The following is a 21,417-nucleotide window of genomic DNA, read 5'->3' as shown; positions in this document are numbered from 1 at the left end:
CTCGTGCGCGGGCGCACAGATCAGCACTGCGGCCGATCGATGCCCGTCCACCTAGCCAGAATGCGTCACGGCGGGCTCGTCACAGGGGTTCTCGACGGCAGCACGATCGTGGCCGGTGAGCAGACGGATTGGGGCGAGTTTCTGCTGCGGGCATCGCAAAGGCCATTAACACCTGAACCCCAGCCATGCCAACACGGTGACCGTGCTCACACGGCAGAACAGGGCACCGCCGATTCCGGCAGCCCGGACCACCCCGGCGCCGCAGCCATGCTCCGGGACGTGCGTCGGGCAGATCGAACAATGGATGTCTATGCTTCTTATAGTCAATCCATGTAACGTGCGGCCGATCTGTACCCCACCGGTGGGAGAGGCGGGTGCAACCAGGCCTTCAAGCACATGGCAGGGTGATCGCCCCAAGGGGCGGGAGGTATCCTGATGATCAGTGTGCGAACCCTGGGCTCGCTCAGTGCCGTGGTGCTTGTTGCCATGATGCCTCTGAGCGTCGCAATGGCGCAGCCCGGCGGTGGCGCGAACCCCTGCGCCACGCCGGCGGGCGCGAACAACCCCAACTGCGACGAACACGGTACGTTCAACCCGAGCGGCGCCGGCTTGCCGGAGCCCGAAGAGCCCGAACCCGGAACACTCGAGGATCTCGTGCGCATCTACGCACCATCGGGGGCCGCGGGGGTCTACGAGGCCGTAGCGGCGGACTTCGGTCCGCCCCCGACCGCGGAAGGGGTCGACGGGACGGTCGAGGTCGTGAACAGCGCGTCCGGCGTGCCCTCCGAGGGCTGCGGCCCGCTGACCGGTTTCAACTACGGGGCCATCGCGGTCGTGGACCGCGGCGGCTGCCAGTTCGCGACCAAGGTCGCCAACGCGGAGGCAGCGGGTGCCGTCGCGGTGATCGTGGTAAACGACGTCGCGACGGCGCCGATCGTGATGGGCGCCGCGGTCGATAGCGCCGGGATCACCTCGGTCATGGTGTCGCAGGCCGACGGCGCGGCGATCAAGGCGGGTCTGCCCGCCGATGGCACCGTGGGACTAATCCCCGACGTGATCCTGCTGCCGAACCTCGTGACGGTTCATCTGCCCTCGATCGCCGCCGGTGTCTACGGCGCCACCGGCGCGGCATTCGGGCCGTCGCCGACGCAGGCGGGGGCCACTGGCGCTCTCGTCGTGGTGAACGATGCCACGGACCAGTACTACCAAGGCTGCGAAACGCTCTTCGGGTTCCCGGCCGGCGCGATCGCCGTCATCGAGCGGGGTACCTGCCCGTTCGTGCAGAAGGTGGGGAACGCGCAGCAGGCCGGTGCCATCGCGGCGATCGTGATCAACAACGTCGAGGGCGCCCCGATCACAATGGGCGGGTCGTCGGACGACGTCACGATCCCCTCGGTCATGGTGTCGCAGGCCGACGGCGCTACGATCGTCGCCGGGCTTGAGGCAGAAGGCACCGTCGGGCTGAATCCCGACCTTGGCGAGCCGATCACCCTGCCCAACCTGCTGGCGGTCGACCCGCCGTCGAGCGCGGCCGGCGTGTACGGCGTGACCGGGGCTGCGTTCGGGCCGGCCACCACCGAGTCCGGGGTCAGCGGCGAGCTGGCGCTCGTAAACGACGGCTCGGGCAACCCGACCCTGGGCTGCGACCCGCTCGTCGGCTTCCCGGCGACCGCGATCGCCGTGGTCGACCGGGGCGTCTGCCCGTTCGTCCAGAAGGTCGCGAACGCGCAGGCCGCCGGTGCTGTCGCAGTGATCGTGGTGAACAACATCGCCGGCAACCCGATCAACCTCGGCGGTTCCGACCCATCGGCGACGATCCCGTCCGGGATGATCTCGCTGGCCGACGGAGCGGCACTCAAGGCGGGGCTTCCGGCCACCGGCACGTTCAGCAGCAACCCGAACGCGCCCACCGAACCGTAGCTGCAGTGCGATGAACGGAGTCAACCGCGGGGTGGCGGTCCAGCCGTCACCCCGCGCGCGGACGTGTCGGCGTGTGACCCCGAGCCCGGGGTCCTGCAGGACCACGTCATCTGACTAGGCGATACTGCCGCACTATCGACCACCGGCCGGGCTCCCGCGGGGGGGAGTCGCCGTAAGCGTCCTGCGAAATACGTTCTTCCGCCGCCCCGGCGGCCTCCGGATGATAGCCGCCAGTCCAGGATAACCGGAGGGCGGGATCATGTGGGGCGTGCGGCGCAGTCGGCAGGAGTGGGAGCGGCTGGTGCGGGGCTGGGAGCGCAGCGGTCTGTCGCAGCAGGCGTACTGTGAGCGGCGCGGGATTTCGGTGGCCAGCCTGCAGCGCTGGCGGCGACTGCTGGCGCCGGAGCCCCGGACCGAGTCGCCGGTGGCGGCCCCGGTGCCGGAGTTCGTGCCGGTCACCCTGGTCGATGACGCGCCCGGGACGCGGGCTGCCGATCTGACGCTGGTGCTGGCCGGTGGTCTGCGTCTGGAGATCGGGCCGGGGTGTTCGGCCGAGACGCTGCAGCGGGTGCTGGGTGTGCTGCGGGAGCGCGCATGATCGCCTTGGACGCGCACACCAAGGTGTATCTGGCGCGCGGCCACACCGACATGCGCTGCCAGATCGACGGTCTCGCGGCGCGGGTCGAGGACGTGCTGCAGGCGGATCCGTTTTCCTCGCACCTGTTCGTGTTCTGCAACCGGGCGCGGGACAAGATCAAGGTGCTGGTGTGGTACCGGAACGGCTTCTGGCTGTGGTACCGGCGCCTGGAGAAGCAGCGCTTCTGGTGGCCGGCGGGCACCGAGCAGAGTTCGGTTGAACTGTCGGTGCGCGAACTGCAGTGGTTGCTGGAGGGCCTGGATCCGACCGCCGTGCAGGGCCATCTCAAGGCGTCTTTTTCTCTGCTTTAGTCGCTGATTCTGCAGCGTTATTGGCTGGGTTTTGGTAAACTTCCGGGTATGCCCGAAGCCGCTCAGAAGCTCCCCAAGGACCCCGCGGAGCTGCACGCGATCATCGCCCGGATGGCGGCCGAGAAGGTCGCGCGGGAACAGCGCTTCGAGGCCGAGTTGCAGGCACGCGATGCAGAACTTCGGGTGCGGAACGAGACCATCGATAAGCTCGACCGCAAGATCGAGCTCCTCCTGGAGCGCCTGGATCTGCTGCGCCACCAGCGCTTCGGACCGAAGGCGGATCGCGTCGCGCGGGAGCAGCTCGCGCTCTTTGACGAAGCCGAGCTGAACGTCCTGATCGAGGAACTGGACGCCCAGATCGCCGAAGCCAAGGCGCCGCCACGCTCGGAACGTACCGAACCCAAGAAGCAGACCCCGAAGCGCAAGCCGCTGCCGGCGCACCTGCCGCGGGTGGAGCGCATCCTGGACCTGTCCGAGGCGGAACAGGCGGCGCTCGCCGAGACCCACGTGCGGATCGGCTTCGACGAGTCCGAGCAGCTGGGGGTGCTGCCCAAGCAGTACTACGTGATCAAGATCAAGCGCGCCAAGTACGCGCCGATCCACGCCGACGTACCCGGCGCCGAGGCGGGGCTGCGGATCGCACCCCGCCCGGCGCAGATCCTGCCGAAAGCCATCGCGCACAGTTCGCTGCTCGCGGAGGTGGTTACGGGCAAGTTCGTCGATGGCCTGCCGCTGTACCGCCAGGAGAAGGTCTTCGCCCGCGAGGGCATCGAGCTCTCCCGCCAGACCCTGTCCGGCTGGATCGTACAACTGGCCACCCCGCTCGCCCCGGTGCTGGCCGCTTTGAAGCAGCACCTGACCCAAGGCCCGGTGCTGCAGATCGACGAGACCCCGGTGCAGGTGCTCGATGAACCGGGCCGGGCCAACACCACCAAGTCCTATATGTGGGTCTACCGCGGTGGGCCGTCTGGAAGACCAGTGATCTGGTTCCAGTACGCCCCGAGCCGCAGCGGCGAGGTGCCGATCGACTTCCTGTTCCCGGAAGGAGACGGCCGGCCTCCGGAACTCCGGTTCTATCTGCAGACGGATGGCTATGCGGGCTATCACGCGCTGGCAGAGAAAGAGGGCATCCGGGGCCACATGGGGTGCTGGGCCCACGTCCGGCGCAAGGCCGTCGAGGCGGCCAACAGTCGAACCAAGACCGGGGCCGCGCATGCCTTCGTGGCCTTGATCGGCAAGCTCTACGAGGTCGAGCGCCGGATCCGCGGCACGGCCCCGGAACACCGCCACGCGGTGCGGCGGGAACAGTCGCAGCCGATCCTGGATGAGATCCAGGCCTGGCTCGACGACAAGGCGCAGAAGGTGCTGCCCAAGGGCCTGCTGGGCGAGGCGATCCAGTATGCCCGCAGGCAGTGGCCGATCCTGATCACGTTCCTGCAGGACGGTCACCTCGAGATCGACAACAATCTGGCCGAGAACGCGATCCGGCCATTCGCCCTGGGGCGCAAGGCGTGGCTGTTCAGCGGCAGCCCGCGCGGTGCCGAGGCCAGTGCGATGCTCTACACCCTGGTGGAGACGGCGAAGGCCAACGGCCTGGAGCCGCGCGCCTACCTGCATTACCTGTTCGAGACCCTGCCGGCGGTGACCACCCCGGGCGGCATCGCGGCCCTGCTGCCGCATCGGCTCACGCCCGAGGATCTGAAAATCCCGGCGCCGGAACTGTAAGCGGAGAACCCGGGGTTCCCCGGACGCTTACGAGTCGCCTGCCGAAGCTTGGTTCGGAGAGCCAAGGTTCGGATGGCCCGTTGCATCCGCGGATGCAAAGCCGACCGGCCCGGCGTTGACACCGGCCCCCCCGGAGCGCACTGCTGCCGGGGACAGGAGGGGAACCGATGACGAAGCGTATCCACGACAGCAACCGGGAGCGATCCCGCGCCCACCGGGAGCGCGAAGCCGACCGGGGCAAGGTCCGGTTGGAAATCACGGTTCACCGCGGAACCGCCGATTGGTTGCGGACCGAGGCCCGGGAACAGGGCAAGACGCTCGGCGAGGTGGTCCACCGGCTGGTCGCCAATGAACGCCTCGCGCAACGCACTGCCAGCGAACTCGGGCCGGGCGGATGGACCGTGCTGCACGACCCCACTGTAGCTCCCGACCGCAGATGAAGCGCACCCAGGCCGGCACCACCCGACCAAGGCACTTTCCACGACCGACCCCGACAGGAGTGCCGACCATGAACGCCATGAGCCTTACCACCACGGACCTGCCGGCGCGATCCGCACGACTGCCGTCCTGCTGCGCCGGGCTGAAGCGTCACGCTGCAACGAGTCCGCCGAGCACACCGCCATGCTGACGCCGCTCGAAACCGAGAGCCTGCTGCACCTGATCGAGCTTGCCGCGGAACGGCTGGAGGTGGGCTTGCGACCCGCCGCATAGACCGGAAGCGGCAACAGCCCCACCGACCCCGGCCCCGTGCCGGGTTTTTTGTGCTCGGAGGGTTCCCGAGGGGTTCCCAAGACTCTGCACCAGCCTTTTCGGCTTAGGCGCAGGCATGTAACTGGTTGTTTTTGTGGTGGGCCGTGTAGGATTCGAACCTACGACCAATGGATTAAAAGTCCGCCCGAATAGGGGTTAGCAGGAATTGTTCCGCGTTTGCTATCTCTCGGTTTATGCGGCATATTCATATCCCATGGACTGATCGGAATTAGCCTGTATTTTTTCCGATCGCTACCCATGCGCTACCCAGATTCGATCGGTCGGACAGAACGTTCGGAAAGCCCCAGGTGCTCAGAGGAGGAGCCATGGCGAAGCCAGCGAAGGATCCGGACAGAAACATCGTGAGCTTCACCCTGGGCAGGGTCAACGCCTTCCAATGTGCGCCGGGCAAGCTGGAGGCGTTCCTCTGGGACTCGGCGTGCCCGGGTCTGGGACTTCGCGCTCGCGCGGGTGGAAGCAAGACGTTCGTCTTCCAGGCGCGCATCCACGGCAAGCCCTTCAAGATGCGGATCGGCGATCCCAAGACCTGGGATATCGACCGCGCCCGCAAGGAGGCCCGCAGGCTGCGGACCCTCGTTGACAAGGGCATCGATCCCCGCCGGGAAAGGGCCGAGCGCGAGGAAGCCGAGGCGGCAGCCAAGCAGCGTGAGGAGGCGACCCGGATCACCTTCGGCGAGGCGTGGGACGCCTATGTCGCGGCCCGCTCTGCTGACTGGAGCGCCGCGCATCTGCATGACCATCGGCAGGTCATGACCGCGCCAGGCCAGGACCGCAAGCGGTCCCCGAAGAAGACCAAGCCCGGGGTCCTGTTCGCGCTCAGGAACGAGCGGATCGAGAATCTCACGCCGGCCCGGATCGCCGCTTGGCTTGAAGAGGAGAAGGCCACGCGTCCCACGGTAGCCGCACGCGGCTACCGGTTGCTGCGGACCTGCCTGAACTGGTGTTCCCCCTCTGTCAGCATAGAAGTCCGCTGGATTGGACGCAGTAAACTTAACCCTCGAGGGGGCGGAGAGAGCGGATGGAATGCCACGGTACAGCGAAGAGTTCAAAGCCAAGGTGGTCGAGAAGATGATGCCGCCCAATGCCCGGGCGGTGGCCGACGTGCACCGGGAGACGGGGGTGTCGGAACCCACCCTGTATGCCTGGCGCCGGGAGTTCCAGGACCGGGGGCATGCGGTGCCGGCGGATCCGGCGAACCCGGAATCCTGGAGTGGCCGGGACAAGCTCGCGGTGGTGATCGAAACCGCCGCGCTGAATGAGCAGGCGCTCTCGGAGTACTGCCGGTGCAAGGGTCTGTATCCCGAGCAGATCGAGCGCTGGAAGGAAGCGGCCATGGCCGGCAGCGCCGATCCCCAGCGGCTGACCCGGGACGAGCGTGCCGCCTGGCAGCAGGAGAAGAAGCGCGTGCGCGACCTGGAGCGCGAGCTGCGCCGGAAAGAGAAAGCCCTGGCCGAGGCAGCCGCCTTGCTGGTGTTGAAAAAAAAAGCCCAGGCGATCTGGGGGGACGACGAGGACGCATGATCACGCCCGAGACCCGTGCCTTGGCGCTGGACCTGATCGACGAGGCGGTCGCCGCCGGTGCCCGGCTCACCCCGGCCTGTGCGGTCCTCGGCCTGACGCCGCGCACGCTGCGCCGCTGGCGCGCCCTCGCCGGCAGCGACACCGGGCTGGTGGACCGGCGCACCTGCACCCCGCGGGTGCCGGCCAACCGCCTGAGTGCCGAAGAGCAGGAGACGATCCTGACGGTCTGTAACGCGCCGGAGTACCGTAGCCTGCCACCGACCCAGATCGTGCCGCGCCTGGCCGACCAGGGCGTGTACATCGCGTCCGAGGCGAGCTTCTACCGCGTGCTGCGGGCCCATGACCAGGTACAGCGCCGGGGCCGGGCGGCGGCCCCACGGCAGGTGCCCAAACCGGAGGGGGTCTGCGCGACTGCGCCCAATGTTTGCTGGGCGTGGGACATCACCTTCCTGGCCTCTTCGATCCGGGGGCAGTTCTACCGCCTGTACCTGATCGAGGACGTCTTCAGCCGCAAGGTCGTCGGCTGGGAGGTGCACACCGAGGAAAGCGCCGAACACGCCAGTCGCCTGATCGAACGCGCCTGTCTCGCCGAGGGCGTCCATCGCCCGGGCCTGGTGCTGCACTCGGATAATGGCAGCCCCATGAAGGGTGCCACCATGCTCAGCACCTTGCAGCGCCTGGGTGTCGTCCCGTCCTTCAGTCGCCCCTCGGTGAGCGACGACAACCCCTACGCGGAAAGCCTGTTCCGGACCTTGAAATACACGCCGGCCTTTCCGCCTCAGCCGTTTGCCAGCCTCGCCGACGCCCGCGCTTGGGTCGCGCGCTTCGTCCACTGGTACAACGAGGAACATCGCCACAGCAAGATCCGCTTCGTCACCCCCGGCCAGCGTCATCGCGGGGAGGACATCGCGATCCTGGCGCACCGGCACCGGGTGTACCAAGACGCCCAACGCGCCAACCCGACACGCTGGTCGCGGCACACGCGCAACTGGACACCGATCGATCACGTCTGGCTCAACCCACCGAAGGAACATGCCCAAACGCCAGCCCTGATGGTCGCTCAGGCGGCATGAAAAAGCGGACAACTACGTTGACAAACACCGAGATCCCGGAAAGATGGCGATCACTCTAAACGGCTTCACCCAGTCTGTGTGGGACAGCGGGCCATTCGAACTCAACTGAGCAACGCCGACCGGATGAGCAACAGGGACCCAACGGCTTGCTGACTCGCACCAAGTAGCAAGCCCATACTCGGACATGCACGGTGGGTTCCGCGCGAATCGCGGGGATTCCTTGAAGTGCATCCAGCTACGCCTCGGCTACCAAGATAATCCTTATCCCGCACGCCGCTATTCGGTACGGCACTTCCGTACCAAGCGGTGCGAAAAACGCGCGGTTCCGTACCACGGCGCGTCATAGTCGGGAGGTCTTGAGCCGATGGAGATCTGGTACGCCACTTTCAGCGTCTGGACCGAAGTCGTAGCCAGGAGGCAGAAGCGCGAAGCCCCGCTTGGTGCGAGGCTCCGGGCAGTCACGAATCGCGCTGAGCGGGTTCGCGATCTAGAGTGCTGGCGGTGCAGTACCACCTACCGCCCGAACTCTCTTTTCACCGTTTTAAATCCGGCGCTGGTCGCCGAAGGGGATTCGAATTAAGTCTCCACATTCCCCATCGGCTCACTCATTTGAATCTGGGAATCGCGGCGCCCCCCTGGGACCCGAAATACTGCCCCGGGGCATACCCTCGATCCAAGATAATTCTCCCTTCATCCGTCGCCTCTATTCCGCATGTTCTTTTGCGCCTCACCTGAGCGACTCTCCTTGGATCCCTTCGAAATCTCGGACCCGTGAAATCTTGCGTTAACTTTCATCCAATCCGGCCAAGTTTCAAGCGAACGCTTCGCAGCGGCAATCTGCTCCGCATACCCATTATTTTGCGCCATGGTCGCTTTCCTCCTCATGTTGTAAAGACACTAGTGCCACCTCATTACGATTCAAGTCTTCCGCTAGCTTTTCCAAAAGACGCCCAACCACAGTCTGCTCAATCGCAACATACGAGAGAACATACCTCTTTAATTTTGTGTTTGCATCTCTCTCATTCCACCTAGTTACCACACCGGAGCTTTCCTTTCTTTCACCCTGCGCCTTAAAAAGGAACTGGTACATCCGCGGCGCGACTCCTCTGAACGCCTCAAACGGTACTGTGTCGCGGCAGTCACCACTCGACGATTGGCCAATCTGATCCGCGTACAGCGTTGTTGTAAGGCTCTTTGGATAAGGCTCGATGTAAACGACCCGACTAATGCCCGCCGCAAGGATGTGGCGCGCGCAAATGTGGCAGGGAAAGGTGTTGACAAATAATTGCGCGCCCCTAATTGAAACGCCGCGTGACGCTGCATCACAGATCGCTGCCATCTCTGCATGAACTGAGCGATTAAATTCAATAACGCTCAGCGCTTTAAGGTTCTTTGTTAATGGATGACCCAGGCCATTGGCAACATCTGAAATTAGCTTCTGCACCTCTGCCTGTTTGTCGCTAGACACAAGATTACTACTTGCGATCCGTTGCAAAACCTCTGCGACCATCAGATTCTTTTGACGAGTACCCTCATCTTTACCGTATTGGAAGTCCCGATAGTCGGGAGTCTCGCCTTCCCAGTTGTAGCCGCCATTTGGCTTTGGAACTTCGTTAAACCCGACAGCAAGAAGTTCACCAGTTGCGCTTAGAATAGATGCCCCCACCTGGCGCCCTAGATCTGAAGACCGCCAAGAAGATGCTTCTGCGAAGAACATTCCGAATTCATCGTAGGTCGGGGTCCGGAACGGGTGATTGAAGAAAAGCGCTAAGAATCGCTTTATATCCGAATGGATAGTTGGAGTGCTGGATGCATTGAGAAAAAAATCTGCTCGCGGAAAAGAAGAGCGCACATCCTGGCCAAGCGCAGTCCCTTCTTCTTTTTCATCAATCTGAATAAGCTTCGTTGCTTCGACGTCGAATTTATTCGTATTTTGCGCATCGTATTGCGCTTCAGCCAATCGCTGAGAGAGGTTTCGGACACGCTTGTCCTGCGGTGTATGAATGGAGAGAGCAATAAAAGCTCTTCCATATACAGCACGAAGCGTGTGGATCTCTTGTGGATGTTTCAACGAATCCAGTACATACGCGGTGGCCGGACGAACACGAGTCCCTGGGTCGTACTGAGGTCCACTCGTATCGGGAACTGGCGAGTGAAGTTCAGAGCGTATTTTTCTGATTTCAGCGATAGAAAAGCAGGCAAGAGCGTCTGCCCGACCGGTGATCTCACGTACTAAGGTCCCAGCACGCATGTGCTTCTTAATGCGTCGGAACTCGTCGCGTTCAAGATCTGCCAGCCATCCAAGTCCGGGCAACTCATGGAGCGTGTTGCTGACGCGGATTCGACGTGTAGTATAGCCGTAGGCGTCGAGAGCAGCTTCAAGAGCGGCAAAGATCTCGCCGCGATCGGTGCCGATAGGACCGACCAAGCCGATGACCAATTCTGGCTTATCGATAGCCTTGAGCGGATCAAGATCTGGCGGAATTATGCCTGTGTCTATCTCAAGCATCGTGGTAGTCATAGTCGGGTTAGTTCTGGTGGAGTATGGCAGACGCTGTACCGGTTTTCCGGGGAATTTGGGACCCCCGCGTGAATTTCCGTGCCATTTTGGTCTCTGAGTGGCACGCGGTTGCGATAGGTTGGCAGCGCCCCCGTTTGAATCAACCGCACCTCCGCCTCGCGCCTTGTCAAGAGGCCCTGGGAACCTTATGCCCCCCCGTCGACCCAGAGCCAGATCTCCCTCTTCGCGGCTAGCCAGTCCCGCTCGTTGATCCGCTGCCGCAGCGTGGATATCTGCAAACGACCCGCACCGAGGTTGAACGTGAAGTCGACGATAGCCGCCAGACGCTTGTCCGTCTCGGTGGCGAGCACCGGGCAGTGCCGCTGCGTCCCGCCCAATGCACACCTCTCTGAGGTCTTCCACAAGGTAGGCGTCGGCTTCGACCTCAGTGACCGGTGGATGGTCGCGGTCGCACAGGCGGCCGTATCCGATTGTCCAGTAGCCTGCCGGGCAAACGTAGGGGTGCGCCCGCCCCGGACCGTTCTTCTGGTCCCGATGGAAGCCCTCGAAGCGCTCGGCGAGTTCGATTGCCTGCGGCGGCACATCGAACATCGCCGCACCTTGTCCAGGACCCGGCCCAGGAACCAGAAGTTGAGCACACCGGCCCAGAGCGCCTGATCGGTCTCGGTCCAAGCCTGCTGCGCGTCAGTTACCGTGCTCCGGCAATCAGCGTGCGCTATTCGGTACGGCACTCCCGTACCAAGCAGTCCGAAAAACGCGCGGTTCCGTACCACGGCGCGTCATAGTCAGGAGGTTATGAGCCGACGGGGCTCTGAGACGCGACTTTCGGCATCCGCGCCGAAGTCGCAGTCAGGAGGAGGTAGAAGCGCGAAGCAAGCGAGGCGGGGCTCCGGGCAGTCAAGAATGGCGTTGAGCGGGTTCGAGACCAGGGTTCTGGCGGAGCAACGCGTATTCGAAACATCGGTACGGCACTCCGCTGCCGAACCATCCCGCGTTCACCGCGTGACCGGATCGTGACGCGCTCCAGGCACGCGGTGCACACTCATGTCGTCTCCGGTCACGTTAGCGCGGGGCCAGATGCGCTAAGCAATTGTTTCATTTAACCATCGACAACGAATGCTGGATTCGGGAGGTAGGGGTCGAAGTTCCCCGCTCTCTTGCGTGCGCCTAGCCTAGTGTCACGGCTCGCAAACTGTCCGTGCCTGCCGCTAGCCGCGAGATTCCAACCTCAACCCGTATCCACGCCTCGATGTTCGCATGCCACTTCCGAAGCAGGTCCAACAGCCGCGCGTGATAGTGCTTAACGGCCAGAGCACTGGGTTGGTCGCGCATGATCTGCGCACCGGTCGCAGTTCGGCACGACGGGATGCAGCTCGGACACCGAGGGCCCAGGGAAGGCGAGATAGGAACGGGTCAGGATAGCCGGAGCATTGGCAGCGGTGCTTAGGGTCTCCCCGTCTGCCTCGGAGCCAGATTTCGATCCGTCATCACGGAACACCGCGGCCGGATGAAGCATGACGGACTTGAGCCCTTTCACTGGCAAGCGCTACCCATGCGCTACCCAGAACCAATATGCCCGGAGAGACAGGGCAAATCCTGATCGTAACTGATTGAAATTTGGTGGGCCGTGTAGGATTCGAACCTACGACCAATGGATTAAAAGTCCACTGCTCTACCAGCTGAGCTAACGGCCCCGGGCGAGGGGCCCTAGTGTACGTTCTGGAGCACAAAACGCAAGCTGTGCCGCCGCGCGGGTTCAAGCCGGGGCATCGGGCCGGTAGCGGGTGGGGTCGGGCACACCGGCGGCCTCGAATCCGGCACGCCGGATCCTGCAGCTGTCGCAGACTCCGCAGGCCCGGCCTTCGGCATCGGCCTGGTAGCAGCTGACGGTCAGCGAGTAGTCGAGCCGGCAGGCGGTACCGACACCGATGATCTCGGCCTTGGTCATGGTCAGCAGCGGTGCCCGGATCCGGAAGCGGCGGCCCTCGGCCCCAGCCCGCGTCGCCAGATTGGCCAGATTCTCGAAGGCCGCGATGAACTCGGGCCGGCAGTCCGGGTATCCGGAATAGTCGACCGCATTCACGCCGATGAAGATCTCGTCCAGGTCGAGTGCCTCAGTCAGCGCCAGCGACAGCGCCAGCAACGTGGTGTTGCGGGCGGGCACATAGGTTACGGGGATTCCCTCGGTGGGTGTTTCCGGCACGGGTATCGAGGAATCCGTGAGGGCGGAACCGCCGATCGCACCGAGGTCGATCCGGATGACCCGGTGGCTGGCCGCGCCGAGCGCGGCCGCGACCCGGCCCGCGGCCTCCAGCTCGGCGCGATGGCGCTGGCCGTAATCCACGCTCAGCGCGTGACAGCGGTACCCAGCAGCCCGCGCCAGCGCAAGACAGGTCGCGGAGTCGAGGCCGCCGGAAAGCAGCACCACCGCGGCACGACCGCCCTCCGTGCCGCCGCCCTGCCCGGTTCGGTCAGTGGCCCGCGACATCGCCCCAAAGCAGCTTGTGCAACTGCAGCTGGAAGCGCACCGGCGCGCGCGCTTCCAGAATCCACTCGGCGAGCCGCTGCGGCTCGAGTTCGCCGTACACCGGGGAGAACAGCACCTCGACGCCGTCCGGCCGCGGATGGCGCAACAGCAGCTCCAGGGCCCAGTCGAAGTCCGCGCGATCGGCAAGCACGATCTTGATCTGGTCGCCGGGCCGGAGCCGTTCGAGGTTATCCAGCCGGTTACGGGCACTTTCCCCGGAGGCCGGGGCCTTCAGATCCATCACGATGCGCACCCGCGGGTCGACCTCCCTGAGCTCCAGCGCACCGCTGGTCTCGAGCGACACCGCGTGTCCGCGCTCGCAGAGCGCCTCGAGCAACGCGGGGCAACCGGGCTGGGCGAGCGGCTCGCCGCCGGTCACGCAAACGTGGCGGACCCCGAAACCCGCCACCGTATCCAGGATTTCGTCCAGCCCGAGCATCTGGCCACCGGAAAAACTGTACGCGGTGTCGCACCAGCGGCAGCGCAGCGGGCACCCGGTCAGGCGCACGAATACCGTGGGCCAGCCCACCTGTGCCGCCTCGCCCTGCAGCGACAGAAAGGTTTCGGTGATCCGCAGCCGCGCCGGCGCGCGCTCCGCACGTGCCCCGCCGGGCACGGCCGCCGTCTGCGTCATCGGGCCATCACCGGCCATCCAGCCGGCGCAGCCGATCCTGCGCCAGGCGCGAGAGGGTCGTTCCCGCGTGTTCCGACACGACCCGATTCAACGCCTCACGCGCCTGGTCGGCCTGGCCCAGCTCGAAATGGGAGTAGCCGATCTTCAGCAGTGCATCGCCGGCCTTGTCGCTGTCGGGAAAGCGGTCCCGAACCGCCTGGAAATCGACCAGAGCGCCCTCGTAATCCTGGCTTGCGTACTTGGCCTCCCCAAGCCAGTACAGTGCATTGGCCGAGTAGACACCGTCCGGCCAGCGTTCCATGAAACGCTCGAGATTCAGGATCGCCTCCGGATAATCGCCGGACATCAACTTGTCGAAGGCCGCCTGGTAGGCCCCCTGTTCGTCCGCATCCGGCAACGTATCGATCACCTCGGGCACCGGTGCGGCGGGCTCCCGAGCGGTCAGGTCGCCTTCCAGCAAGGCCAGACGCTCCTCGAGCCGGCGGCTTTCGTCGTGCTGCCGGGCACGCAGGGTCCGAACCTCGTGTTCGAGGCGTTCCACCTGCCCGCGTAGCCGGCGCAGCTCCGCCTGCAGTTCATCGGTGTTCTGGAGCATCTCGGTCAGCACGCCCGAATCGAGCAGACGCTCGACCCGCTCCAGGCGGCTGTCGACCATCTGCAGCTGGTGCTGCGTGACCACGGGCGAGCCGGACTGTGCCCCGGCCGGAGCGCCCAGGAGCAGCAGCGCAAGCCCGAGCACCCCTGCTACGGAGCAGCGGGTCCGGCGGATTACGGTGGCATCCGTATAGCCAGTCATCGATGGGTTCCTCCTCTTCCGGCAGCGGCCGGGCCGGCGGCCCGGCGCCAGGCCGGGGTCAGCGGCGCACCTCGTAGACGAGTTCCACGCGCCGGTTTTTGGCCCAGGATTCCTCGGTCTGGGTAAAGGCCACGGGCATCTCCTCGCCGTAGCTGATCACGTCCAACTGGGCATCGCGGGCACCGTTGAGGGTCATGATCCGGCGCACGGCCTGCGCCCGCCGTTCGCCCAGCGCGAGGTTGTACTCGCGGGTTCCGCGCTCGTCCGTATGCCCCTCCAAACGCAGGCGGGCGCCGGAATGCTGCGACAGGTAGCGGGCATGTGCCTCGAGCATCGGAATGAATTCCGACCGTACGGTATCACGGTCGAAATCGAAATAGACCAGCCGCTCGGCAAGCGGACTCTGAGGATCGTCGAGCGGGTCGACACGCAGGTCGCGGTCGACTCCGATTCCCGCGGCTTCCGCTTCCCGGCGCGCGCGCTCCTCGGCTGCGGCGGCCTCGGCCTCGGCGGCAGCCGCAGCCTCCGCCGCTGCCGCTTCGGCCGCCGCACGCTCGGCATCGGTCATCTCGCGCTTGGGCTGAGCACAGGCCGCGAGCACGCCGGCCATCAGCAATACCAGAACCCAACGAAACGGTGCATTCATCTTGCTTTCCTCAATGGGTGTATCGGGTTGGAAAATGCGCATGGTCCGCGCAGCATCTGGCGTGCATCCGTTACAGTGGTGACCAGGCGGGCTCGCGCACCTCGCCCGAACGCGCGGCCAGCCGCTGGTGCACCTGGCCATCCCGGCTTACGGACCCGAGGATGCCGCGGCCGCGATCCGTGGTCGAGTAGATCACCATGCTGCCATTCGGTGCGAAACTCGGCGACTTGTCGTAGCGCCCGCGGGTCAGCAGCGTGACCCGGCGCGATTCCAGATCCAGCCGCGCGAGCCGCAGGCCACCGTCGCCGGCGTGGACGTACACCAGAGACTTGCCATCGGGCGACACCGTGGGCGCCCCCGCCGAGGTCGCCTCGAAGGTCAGACGCCGGGGGGTGCCGCCCGGGAGCTGCAGCTGATACACCTGGGGCGAACCCGCACGGTCGGACGTGAAGTAGAGCGTATCGCCGTCCGGAGACCAGGCCGGCTCGGTGTCGATCGCGTTCGAACGCACCACCGGGGTCAGTTCGCCGCTGTCGAGTTCCAGCATGTAGATGTTGGCGGTGCCGTCGCGCGACAGCGTCAGCGCGATGCGCCGGCCGTCGGGAGACCACACCGGCGCGCTGTTGATGCCCTGGAACGCCGCAATGCGCTGGCGCGCGCCGGTCTCGACGTTCTGCCGGAACACCTCGGAACGGCGGTTCTCGAACGACACGTAGACGAGTTCGCGCCCGTCGGGCGACCAGTCCGGCGACATCAGCGGCGCGCTGGAACGAAACAGCGTGCGCGGGTTGGCGCCGTCGGAATCCGCCACTTCCAGCGTGAACCGGCGCCGGTCCCCCTCACCCGCGACCCCGACATAGGCGATGCGCGCGCTGAACGCGCCTTTGTCGCCGGTGATTTCCTCGTAGACGATGTCCGACACGCGGTGCGCGCCGCGGCGCATCATGTCCAGCGGCACCGGGATGCGGAAGCCGCCGAGGCGCTGGTTCGCCAGCACGTCGAACACGTGGAACTCGATCAGCACCTGCTCCTGCTCCGGTTCCGGCCGCTGCCGGCCGATCACCAGGTATTCGGCGCCCACCGCGGCCCAGCTCTCGGCCAGAAAGCCGTCCGGACTCTCCGGCGCCTCGGGCAACGCCTGGCGCGACAGCACCTCGAACAGGCCGCTGCGCGCGAGGTTCGCACCGACGATCTGCGCGACATCCTCGGGCGGGCTGCCGGCCCCATCCCAGGCGAAAGGCGCGACAGCCACCGGGATCGCGCCGGTCACGCCTTCGGTGACCGTGACCTCCAGCACCGCCGCGGCCGGCCCGGCCAGCAGCATCAGCACACCCAGAAACCAGATCTGAAGACCTCTTCGTTTCATCGTTCTTCACCTAGCCCTGATCGGGCGCAAAACGGATTCGGATCCCGCCCTGGACGACTGCGGCGTCCGGTGGACGGGGCAGGGACTGCAACCGCTCCATGGTCTGGCGCACGGAGTCGCAGAAGGCTGACGCCCCGGAGCAGCTCTGCACCTGAAAACTCAGGATACGCCCAGTGTCGGGATTGACTCTGACCAGCACGAAGGCCTCGTCACCGCTGCGCAGACCGTCGGGCCGGCGCCAGCGGCGCTCGACCGTGCTCTGCACCTCGGCCACGTAGGCATCCCGCAGCGCGTCCTGCCGGGCGCGTCGTTCGGCCGCCTCGCGCTGCGCCTGCGCCTGCGCCAGACGCTGGCGTTCCTGTTCCATCTGCTCGCGCCTGCGCTGCTCTTCCAGTTCGCGCGCCTGGGCCTCGCGCCGGCGCGCCTCTTCTTCGGCCCGGCGCTGCTCCGCGGCCTCGCGTTCCCGCTGAGCCGCGGCTTCCCGCTCCCGGCGTTCCGCCTCCTCGGCGCGCCGCGCCTCCTCGGCAGCGCGGCGCGCTTCCTCCGCCGCACGGCGTTCCTGCTCGGCACGCGCGCGCTCGGCCTCGGCCTCGCGCCGTTCCTGCTCGATGCGCGCCCGTTCGGCATCGGCCATGCGCCGGGCCTCTTCGGCGACGCGCTGGGCCTCCCGCTGGGCCTCCTCGGCCACCCGCCGGGCTTCCTCGCGCGCCTCCTCGGCGGCTCGCAGCGCCTCCTGCCGGGCCCGTTCCTCGGCCTCGCGCCGTTCCTGCTCCTCGCGCTGGCGCCGCAGCTCCTCCTGGCGCTGGCGCTCCTCCTCACGGCGCGCGTCTTCCTCGGCCTGCAGTTCCGCTGCGATACGCTCCTGTTCGGCGGTACGGAACTCGCGCTCGATGCGCTCGAAGGTTTCGACGTCCAACGCGACCGCCTCGATCACCTCCGCGGGATCCGGCGAAAACCGCACCGCGGACGACGCCGAGGGATGCAGGAACGACACGTTCAGCACCAGCGCCCCGAACAACACCAGGTGCAGCAGAAGCACCAGCAGCAGCTGGCCAAAGTGCTGTCGAATCAGGCTGAACACGGCATGCTCACGGAGACGTCAGTCGGCTTCCCTGCGGGGCGGCTCGGTCAGCAATCCGACCCGACCTGCACCCGCTTGCTGCAACGCGACCATGGCGTCCATCACGCGCCCGTAGTCGACATGGCGGTCCCCGCGCACGTAGGTCTGGATCCCCGGGTTCGCCACCAGCAGATCGGCGACCAGTTCGACCAGTTCCGGGCGCGCCAGCGGTTCGTTGGCCAGCGCCCCCTGATTCACGCTCATCGCGCCGGCAGCCGTCACCGTCACCACGATCGGCTCGGCAGCGCGCTGATCGGTGTCCAGCGCCTGTGCCTCGGCCTCGGGCAGATCCACCTCGACTCCCTGCTGGAGCATCGGTGCGGTGATCATGAAGATGATCAACAGCACCAGCATTACGTCGATGAACGGCACGACGTTGATCTGGGAGATCGGGCGCCGCAGCCGGCGTCCGTTGTGGCGTGACATTTCCGCCATGACGACGCGCTATTCCCGCGCTTCCGCGGACCCGCGCCCGGCGGTCTGGCGAGCGAGCAGGGCCACGAATTCGTCGCTGAAGTTCTCGAAACGACCGATCACCCGATCCACGTCGGTGGCGAATCGGTTGTACGCGATCACCGCAGGGATCGCCGCAAACAGTCCGAGCGCGGTCGCGATCAGTGCCTCGGCAATCCCCGGGGCCACCATCGCCAGCGTCGCCTGCTGCACGCCCGACAGCCCCAAGAACGCGTGCATGATGCCCCAGACGGTGCCGAACAGACCGATGTAGGGACTGGTGGAACCGACCGTCGCGAGGAACTGCAGATAGCGCTCGAGATCGTCGCTTTCGCGCGCGATCGCGACCCGCATCGAACGGTGCGTGGCATCGGCGACCTGAGGAGGATGCTGGCGCACCCGCAGAAATTCCTTGAATCCCGACGAGAACACGTGCTCCATCCCGGACATGTCGGTCTTGCGGCGGACCCCGTCGTAGAGGTGGGCCAGATCCACCCCGGACCAGAACCGTTCCTCGAAGTCGTCGGCCGCCCGGTGCGCCACCTTGATCGTACGGGCTTTGACCAGAATCACCAGCCACGAAAGCACCGAGGCCACGACCAGGATCACCATGACCAGTTGCACGATCAGGCTGGCATCCATGATCAGCCGGTAGAGGGAGAGGTCCACACTCACAGTTCGTCTCCTAGATCCGATTCAACCGCTGCCCGAACGGGGGCGGGGATGGCCACCGGCACGAAGCGTTCGGCATCCACGCAGGCCAGGCGGACCGTCGCCCGCGCCAGTTCCGTCGCATCGCGCCACACTACCTGCGCCACGTCCAGGCTCGCGCGCCCGAGGGCGACGGGCCGGCAACTCACGGACAGGGCGTCGTTGAAGCGCGCGGGCCGCCGCAGCTCGAGAGCGACCGAGCGCACGACGAACAGGATGCCGCTGTCGATCCGCAGCCGGTCCTGTTCGAATCCGCGCCCGCGCAGCCACTCGGTGCGCGCACGTTCCATGAACTTCAGGTAATTCGCGTAGTACACCACGCCGCCGGCGTCGGTGTCCTCGTAATACACCCGGACCGGCCAGACGAACGCGGCACCGCGTTCACCTCCAGCCGGCGACGAAGCTGCCACCATCAGCCCTCGCCTCCCGGCACGCCGGGAACCCCGAACAGATCCGGCCGCGCCGACACCCGGTCGGGCAGCCCCAGCAGCAGAAACGTCTGCCGAGTTGCCTGCCGGCCCCGCGGCGTACGCATCAGATAGCCCTGCTGAATCAGGAACGGTTCCACGACATCCTCCAGCGTTCCCCGGTCCTCGTTCAGCGCCGTCGCCAGGCTGTCCACACCCACCGGCCCGCCGTCGAACTTCTCCACCAGGATTTCCAGCAAGCGGCGGTCCTGGGCGTCGAGACCCGACGCGTCGATCGCCAGCAGATCCAGCGCGTCGGACGCCACCGTCCGGGAGATGCGCCCGTCCGCGCGCACCTGCGCGAAATCGCGGACCCGACGCAGCAGGCGGTTGGCCAGGCGCGGCGTCCCGCGCGCGCGGCGCGCGACCTCGGTTGCACCCTCGCCGTCGATGCCGACCTCCAGCAAGGCCGCCGCCCGGCGCACGATCGCCGCCAGGTCCGGGACATTGTAATGCTCCAGCCGCTGGACGATACCGAACCGGTCACGCAGCGGCGCGGTCAGCAGGCCCGCTCGCGTCGTCGCGCCCACCAGCGTGAACGGTGGCAGATCCAGCTTGATCGAGCGCGCGGCAGGACCCTCGCCGATCATGATATCGAGCTGGAAATCCTCCAGCGCGGGGTACAGCACCTCCTCGACCACCGCGGGCAACCGGTGAATCTCGTCGACAAACAATACGTCGCGAGGTTCCAGCGCCGTCAGGATCGCGGCCAGATCCCCGGCCCGCTCCAGTACCGGACCCGAGGTCTGGCGCAGCCCGACGCCGAGTTCGTGGGCGACGATATGCGCCAGCGTGGTCTTGCCCAGCCCTGGCGGACCCGCGATCAGCGTGTGATCCAGCGCATCGCCACGCCCGCGCGCGGCGCGGATGAACAGGTCCATCTGCTCCAGTACGCGCGGCTGGCCGGTAAATTCGGCCAGCCGCTGCGGACGCAGCGAAACCTCGCTTCCCCGATCCTCGGGGAGGCGGTGCATGTCGACCAGACGCGATTCCATGGTCACAGTATGACCGCAAGGGATCGCGGTTTACACCCGCACCCAGGGCAATAAATTCCCGCGCACTCCCCGTGATCCAGCGCCTGCGCCACGCCGGATTCGCGGCCGTGTTCAGGACCGCAGCGTCGCGCGCAACGCAAGCCGCACCAGGGCCTCGGTGCTTTCCGCCTGCCCCCGAACCGCGGCCAGCATCCGCTCGACATCGGCCGCGCGGTACCCCAGCGCCTCCAGCGCTGCCGCCGCCTCGCGTTCGACCCCCGCAGCCGGCGCCCCGGACGCGGCACCGGGGTCCGGCCCGAATCCCAGGTCCGCCAGACGCTCGCCGAGTTCCAGCACGACCCGCTCGGCGGTGCGCTTGCCGATCCCGGGGATCCGGGTCAGCGCCGCCGTATGCCCCCCAGTGATGTGCCCCGCCAGCTCGTCCGCAGCCATGGTCGAGAGCATTGCCAGCGCCAGCCGTGCGCCGATCCCGTTGACCCGAATCAGCCGCCGGAACAGGTCACGGTCACGCGCTTTCAGGAAACCGAACAGGCTATGGGCATCCTCGCGCACCATCAAATGGGTAAACAGCACGACCCGGCTTCCCACCTCCGGCAGGCTGGCCAGCGTCGACAGCGGCACCTCGACCTCGTAGCCGACCCCGCCGACGTCCAGCACCACGCCCTGCAGATCGCGCAGCAGCAGCACGCCCTCGAGCCGTGCGATCATCGCGCAGCCTCCTGCACGCGCGTCAGACGCCGGCTCGCATAGCCCTGGGTCTGCTGGGTGTGGGAATGGCAGACGGCGACGGCCAAGGCGTCGGCGGCATCGGCGGCCAGCGGTTCGTCGATGCGCAGGATCTGGCGCATCATGTGCTGAACCTGCGCCTTGTGCGCCCGGCCGCTGCCCACCACCGCGAGCTTCACCGCCCGGGGCGCGTACTCGAACACCGGAAGACCTGCCTGGGCCGCGGCGCAGATCGCGGCACCGCGGGCCTGCCCCAATTTCAGCGCCGACTGCGCATTGCGGGCCAGGAATACCGATTCGATCGCCAGCGCCTCGGGCCGGAGTTCGGCCACCACCCGCGCCACGCCGGCGAAGATCTCGGCCAGACGCCCGGCCATCTCGCCGGCGGCCGGCCGGATCACGCCGAATCCGATCGGGTGCAGCGCGGCACCGCGCGCCTCGACGACCGCGAAACCGGTGACTCGGGATCCGGGATCGATGCCCAGCACGCGCATCGG

The 21,417-nt window shown here is 66.2% G+C and carries 20 protein-coding genes, 1 tRNA gene and 2 pseudogenes; 7 read left to right on the top strand and 16 right to left on the bottom strand.

Annotated features, from left to right (window positions below; genetic code table 11):
• The first annotated feature begins 435 nt into the window (after positions 1-435).
• From THITH_RS02915 to THITH_RS02885, 7 genes and pseudogenes are all read left to right on the top strand, one after another.
• Positions 436-1,920, top strand: coding sequence for a PA domain-containing protein (locus tag THITH_RS02915; RefSeq protein WP_006745998.1), 1,485 nt, complete (start codon positions 436-438; stop codon positions 1,918-1,920).
• Between the two features lie 259 nt (positions 1,921-2,179).
• A complete protein-coding gene (gene tnpA, locus THITH_RS02910; RefSeq protein ID WP_006745999.1) occupies positions 2,180-2,518 on the top strand; it encodes an IS66 family insertion sequence element accessory protein TnpA in 339 nt (112 codons plus the stop codon).
• Complete coding sequence (gene tnpB / locus THITH_RS02905; protein WP_006746000.1) at positions 2,515-2,868, top strand: IS66 family insertion sequence element accessory protein TnpB; 354 nt, start codon at positions 2,515-2,517, stop codon at positions 2,866-2,868. Before tnpA ends, tnpB begins: the two co-directional genes overlap by 4 nt.
• 48 nt (positions 2,869-2,916) lie before the next feature.
• A complete protein-coding gene (gene tnpC, locus THITH_RS02900; protein WP_006746001.1) occupies positions 2,917-4,593 on the top strand; it encodes an IS66 family transposase in 1,677 nt (558 codons plus the stop codon).
• A gap of 167 nt (positions 4,594-4,760) precedes the next feature.
• Positions 4,761-5,033 (top strand): hypothetical protein, encoded by a 273-nt coding sequence (locus tag THITH_RS02895; protein WP_006746002.1) that lies wholly within the window; start codon positions 4,761-4,763, stop codon positions 5,031-5,033.
• Positions 5,034-5,669: 636 nt separating this feature from the next.
• A pseudogene (locus tag THITH_RS19665) lies at positions 5,670-5,918 on the top strand (Arm DNA-binding domain-containing protein); the annotation flags it as partial.
• 469 nt (positions 5,919-6,387) lie between these two features.
• Positions 6,388-7,958 (top strand): IS3 family transposase gene (locus THITH_RS02885; RefSeq protein ID WP_408645271.1). Its coding sequence is split into 2 segments (ribosomal slippage): positions 6,388-6,850 and positions 6,850-7,958, totalling 1,572 coding nucleotides; the frame shifts between segments, so codons are not numbered across the junction.
• Positions 7,959-8,811: 853 nt separating this feature from the next.
• Here the strand turns inward: THITH_RS02885 and THITH_RS17465 are convergent.
• The 16 genes and pseudogenes from THITH_RS17465 to ruvC form a co-directional block, all read right to left on the bottom strand.
• A complete protein-coding gene (locus tag THITH_RS17465; protein WP_198019461.1) occupies positions 8,812-10,467 on the bottom strand; it encodes an anti-phage dCTP deaminase in 1,656 nt (551 codons plus the stop codon).
• Between the two features lie 197 nt (positions 10,468-10,664).
• Entirely contained in the window at positions 10,665-10,856 is a 192-nt protein-coding gene (locus THITH_RS18645; protein WP_198019460.1) for a glycoside hydrolase family protein, read from the bottom strand.
• A gap of 16 nt (positions 10,857-10,872) precedes the next feature.
• Positions 10,873-11,070: pseudogene (locus tag THITH_RS19660) on the bottom strand (lysozyme); the annotation flags it as partial.
• 1,027 nt (positions 11,071-12,097) lie between these two features.
• Positions 12,098-12,173, bottom strand: a tRNA-Lys gene (locus THITH_RS02870).
• Between the two features lie 62 nt (positions 12,174-12,235).
• Complete coding sequence (gene queC, locus THITH_RS02865) at positions 12,236-12,967, bottom strand: 7-cyano-7-deazaguanine synthase QueC (RefSeq protein ID WP_006746008.1); 732 nt, start codon at positions 12,965-12,967, stop codon at positions 12,236-12,238.
• Positions 12,951-13,640, bottom strand: coding sequence for a 7-carboxy-7-deazaguanine synthase QueE (gene queE / locus THITH_RS02860; RefSeq protein ID WP_025367217.1), 690 nt, complete (start codon positions 13,638-13,640; stop codon positions 12,951-12,953). The genes queC and queE overlap by 17 nt, the downstream gene beginning before the upstream one ends.
• 7 nt (positions 13,641-13,647) lie before the next feature.
• Complete coding sequence (gene ybgF, locus THITH_RS02855) at positions 13,648-14,436, bottom strand: tol-pal system protein YbgF (RefSeq protein ID WP_006746010.1); 789 nt, start codon at positions 14,434-14,436, stop codon at positions 13,648-13,650.
• Positions 14,437-14,494: 58 nt separating this feature from the next.
• The gene (gene pal, locus THITH_RS02850) at positions 14,495-15,082 is read right to left on the bottom strand and encodes a peptidoglycan-associated lipoprotein Pal (protein ID WP_006746011.1); all 588 of its coding nucleotides are present in this window, start codon (positions 15,080-15,082) and stop codon (positions 14,495-14,497) included.
• A gap of 70 nt (positions 15,083-15,152) precedes the next feature.
• A complete protein-coding gene (gene tolB / locus THITH_RS02845) occupies positions 15,153-16,448 on the bottom strand; it encodes a Tol-Pal system beta propeller repeat protein TolB (RefSeq protein ID WP_006746012.1) in 1,296 nt (431 codons plus the stop codon).
• Positions 16,449-16,458: 10 nt separating this feature from the next.
• Positions 16,459-17,529, bottom strand: a complete 1,071-nt coding sequence (tolA, locus tag THITH_RS02840; protein ID WP_006746013.1) for a cell envelope integrity protein TolA — start codon at positions 17,527-17,529, stop codon at positions 16,459-16,461.
• A gap of 18 nt (positions 17,530-17,547) precedes the next feature.
• Positions 17,548-18,003 (bottom strand): protein TolR, encoded by a 456-nt coding sequence (gene tolR, locus THITH_RS02835; RefSeq protein WP_006746014.1) that lies wholly within the window; start codon positions 18,001-18,003, stop codon positions 17,548-17,550.
• Between the two features lie 9 nt (positions 18,004-18,012).
• Positions 18,013-18,696: a protein TolQ gene (gene tolQ, locus THITH_RS02830; RefSeq protein ID WP_006746015.1), complete on the bottom strand. Its 684-nt coding sequence runs from the start codon at positions 18,694-18,696 to the stop codon at positions 18,013-18,015.
• Positions 18,693-19,145 (bottom strand): tol-pal system-associated acyl-CoA thioesterase, encoded by a 453-nt coding sequence (gene ybgC, locus THITH_RS02825; protein WP_006746016.1) that lies wholly within the window; start codon positions 19,143-19,145, stop codon positions 18,693-18,695. The genes tolQ and ybgC overlap by 4 nt, the downstream gene beginning before the upstream one ends.
• The gene (gene ruvB / locus THITH_RS02820) at positions 19,145-20,194 is read right to left on the bottom strand and encodes a Holliday junction branch migration DNA helicase RuvB (protein ID WP_006746017.1); all 1,050 of its coding nucleotides are present in this window, start codon (positions 20,192-20,194) and stop codon (positions 19,145-19,147) included. Before ruvB ends, ybgC begins: the two co-directional genes overlap by 1 nt.
• Before the next feature lie 111 nt (positions 20,195-20,305).
• Complete coding sequence (gene ruvA / locus THITH_RS02815; RefSeq protein ID WP_006746018.1) at positions 20,306-20,902, bottom strand: Holliday junction branch migration protein RuvA; 597 nt, start codon at positions 20,900-20,902, stop codon at positions 20,306-20,308.
• Entirely contained in the window at positions 20,899-21,414 is a 516-nt protein-coding gene (ruvC, locus tag THITH_RS02810; protein ID WP_006746019.1) for a crossover junction endodeoxyribonuclease RuvC, read from the bottom strand. The genes ruvA and ruvC overlap by 4 nt, the downstream gene beginning before the upstream one ends.
• Positions 21,415-21,417: the final 3 nt, after the last annotated feature.

This window comes from Thioalkalivibrio paradoxus ARh 1 (genome assembly GCF_000227685.2).
GTDB lineage: Bacteria > Pseudomonadota > Gammaproteobacteria > Ectothiorhodospirales > Ectothiorhodospiraceae > Thioalkalivibrio > Thioalkalivibrio paradoxus.
Note: the sequence above shows the minus strand (reverse complement) of the source record. Positions and strands in the feature narration are given on the sequence as shown.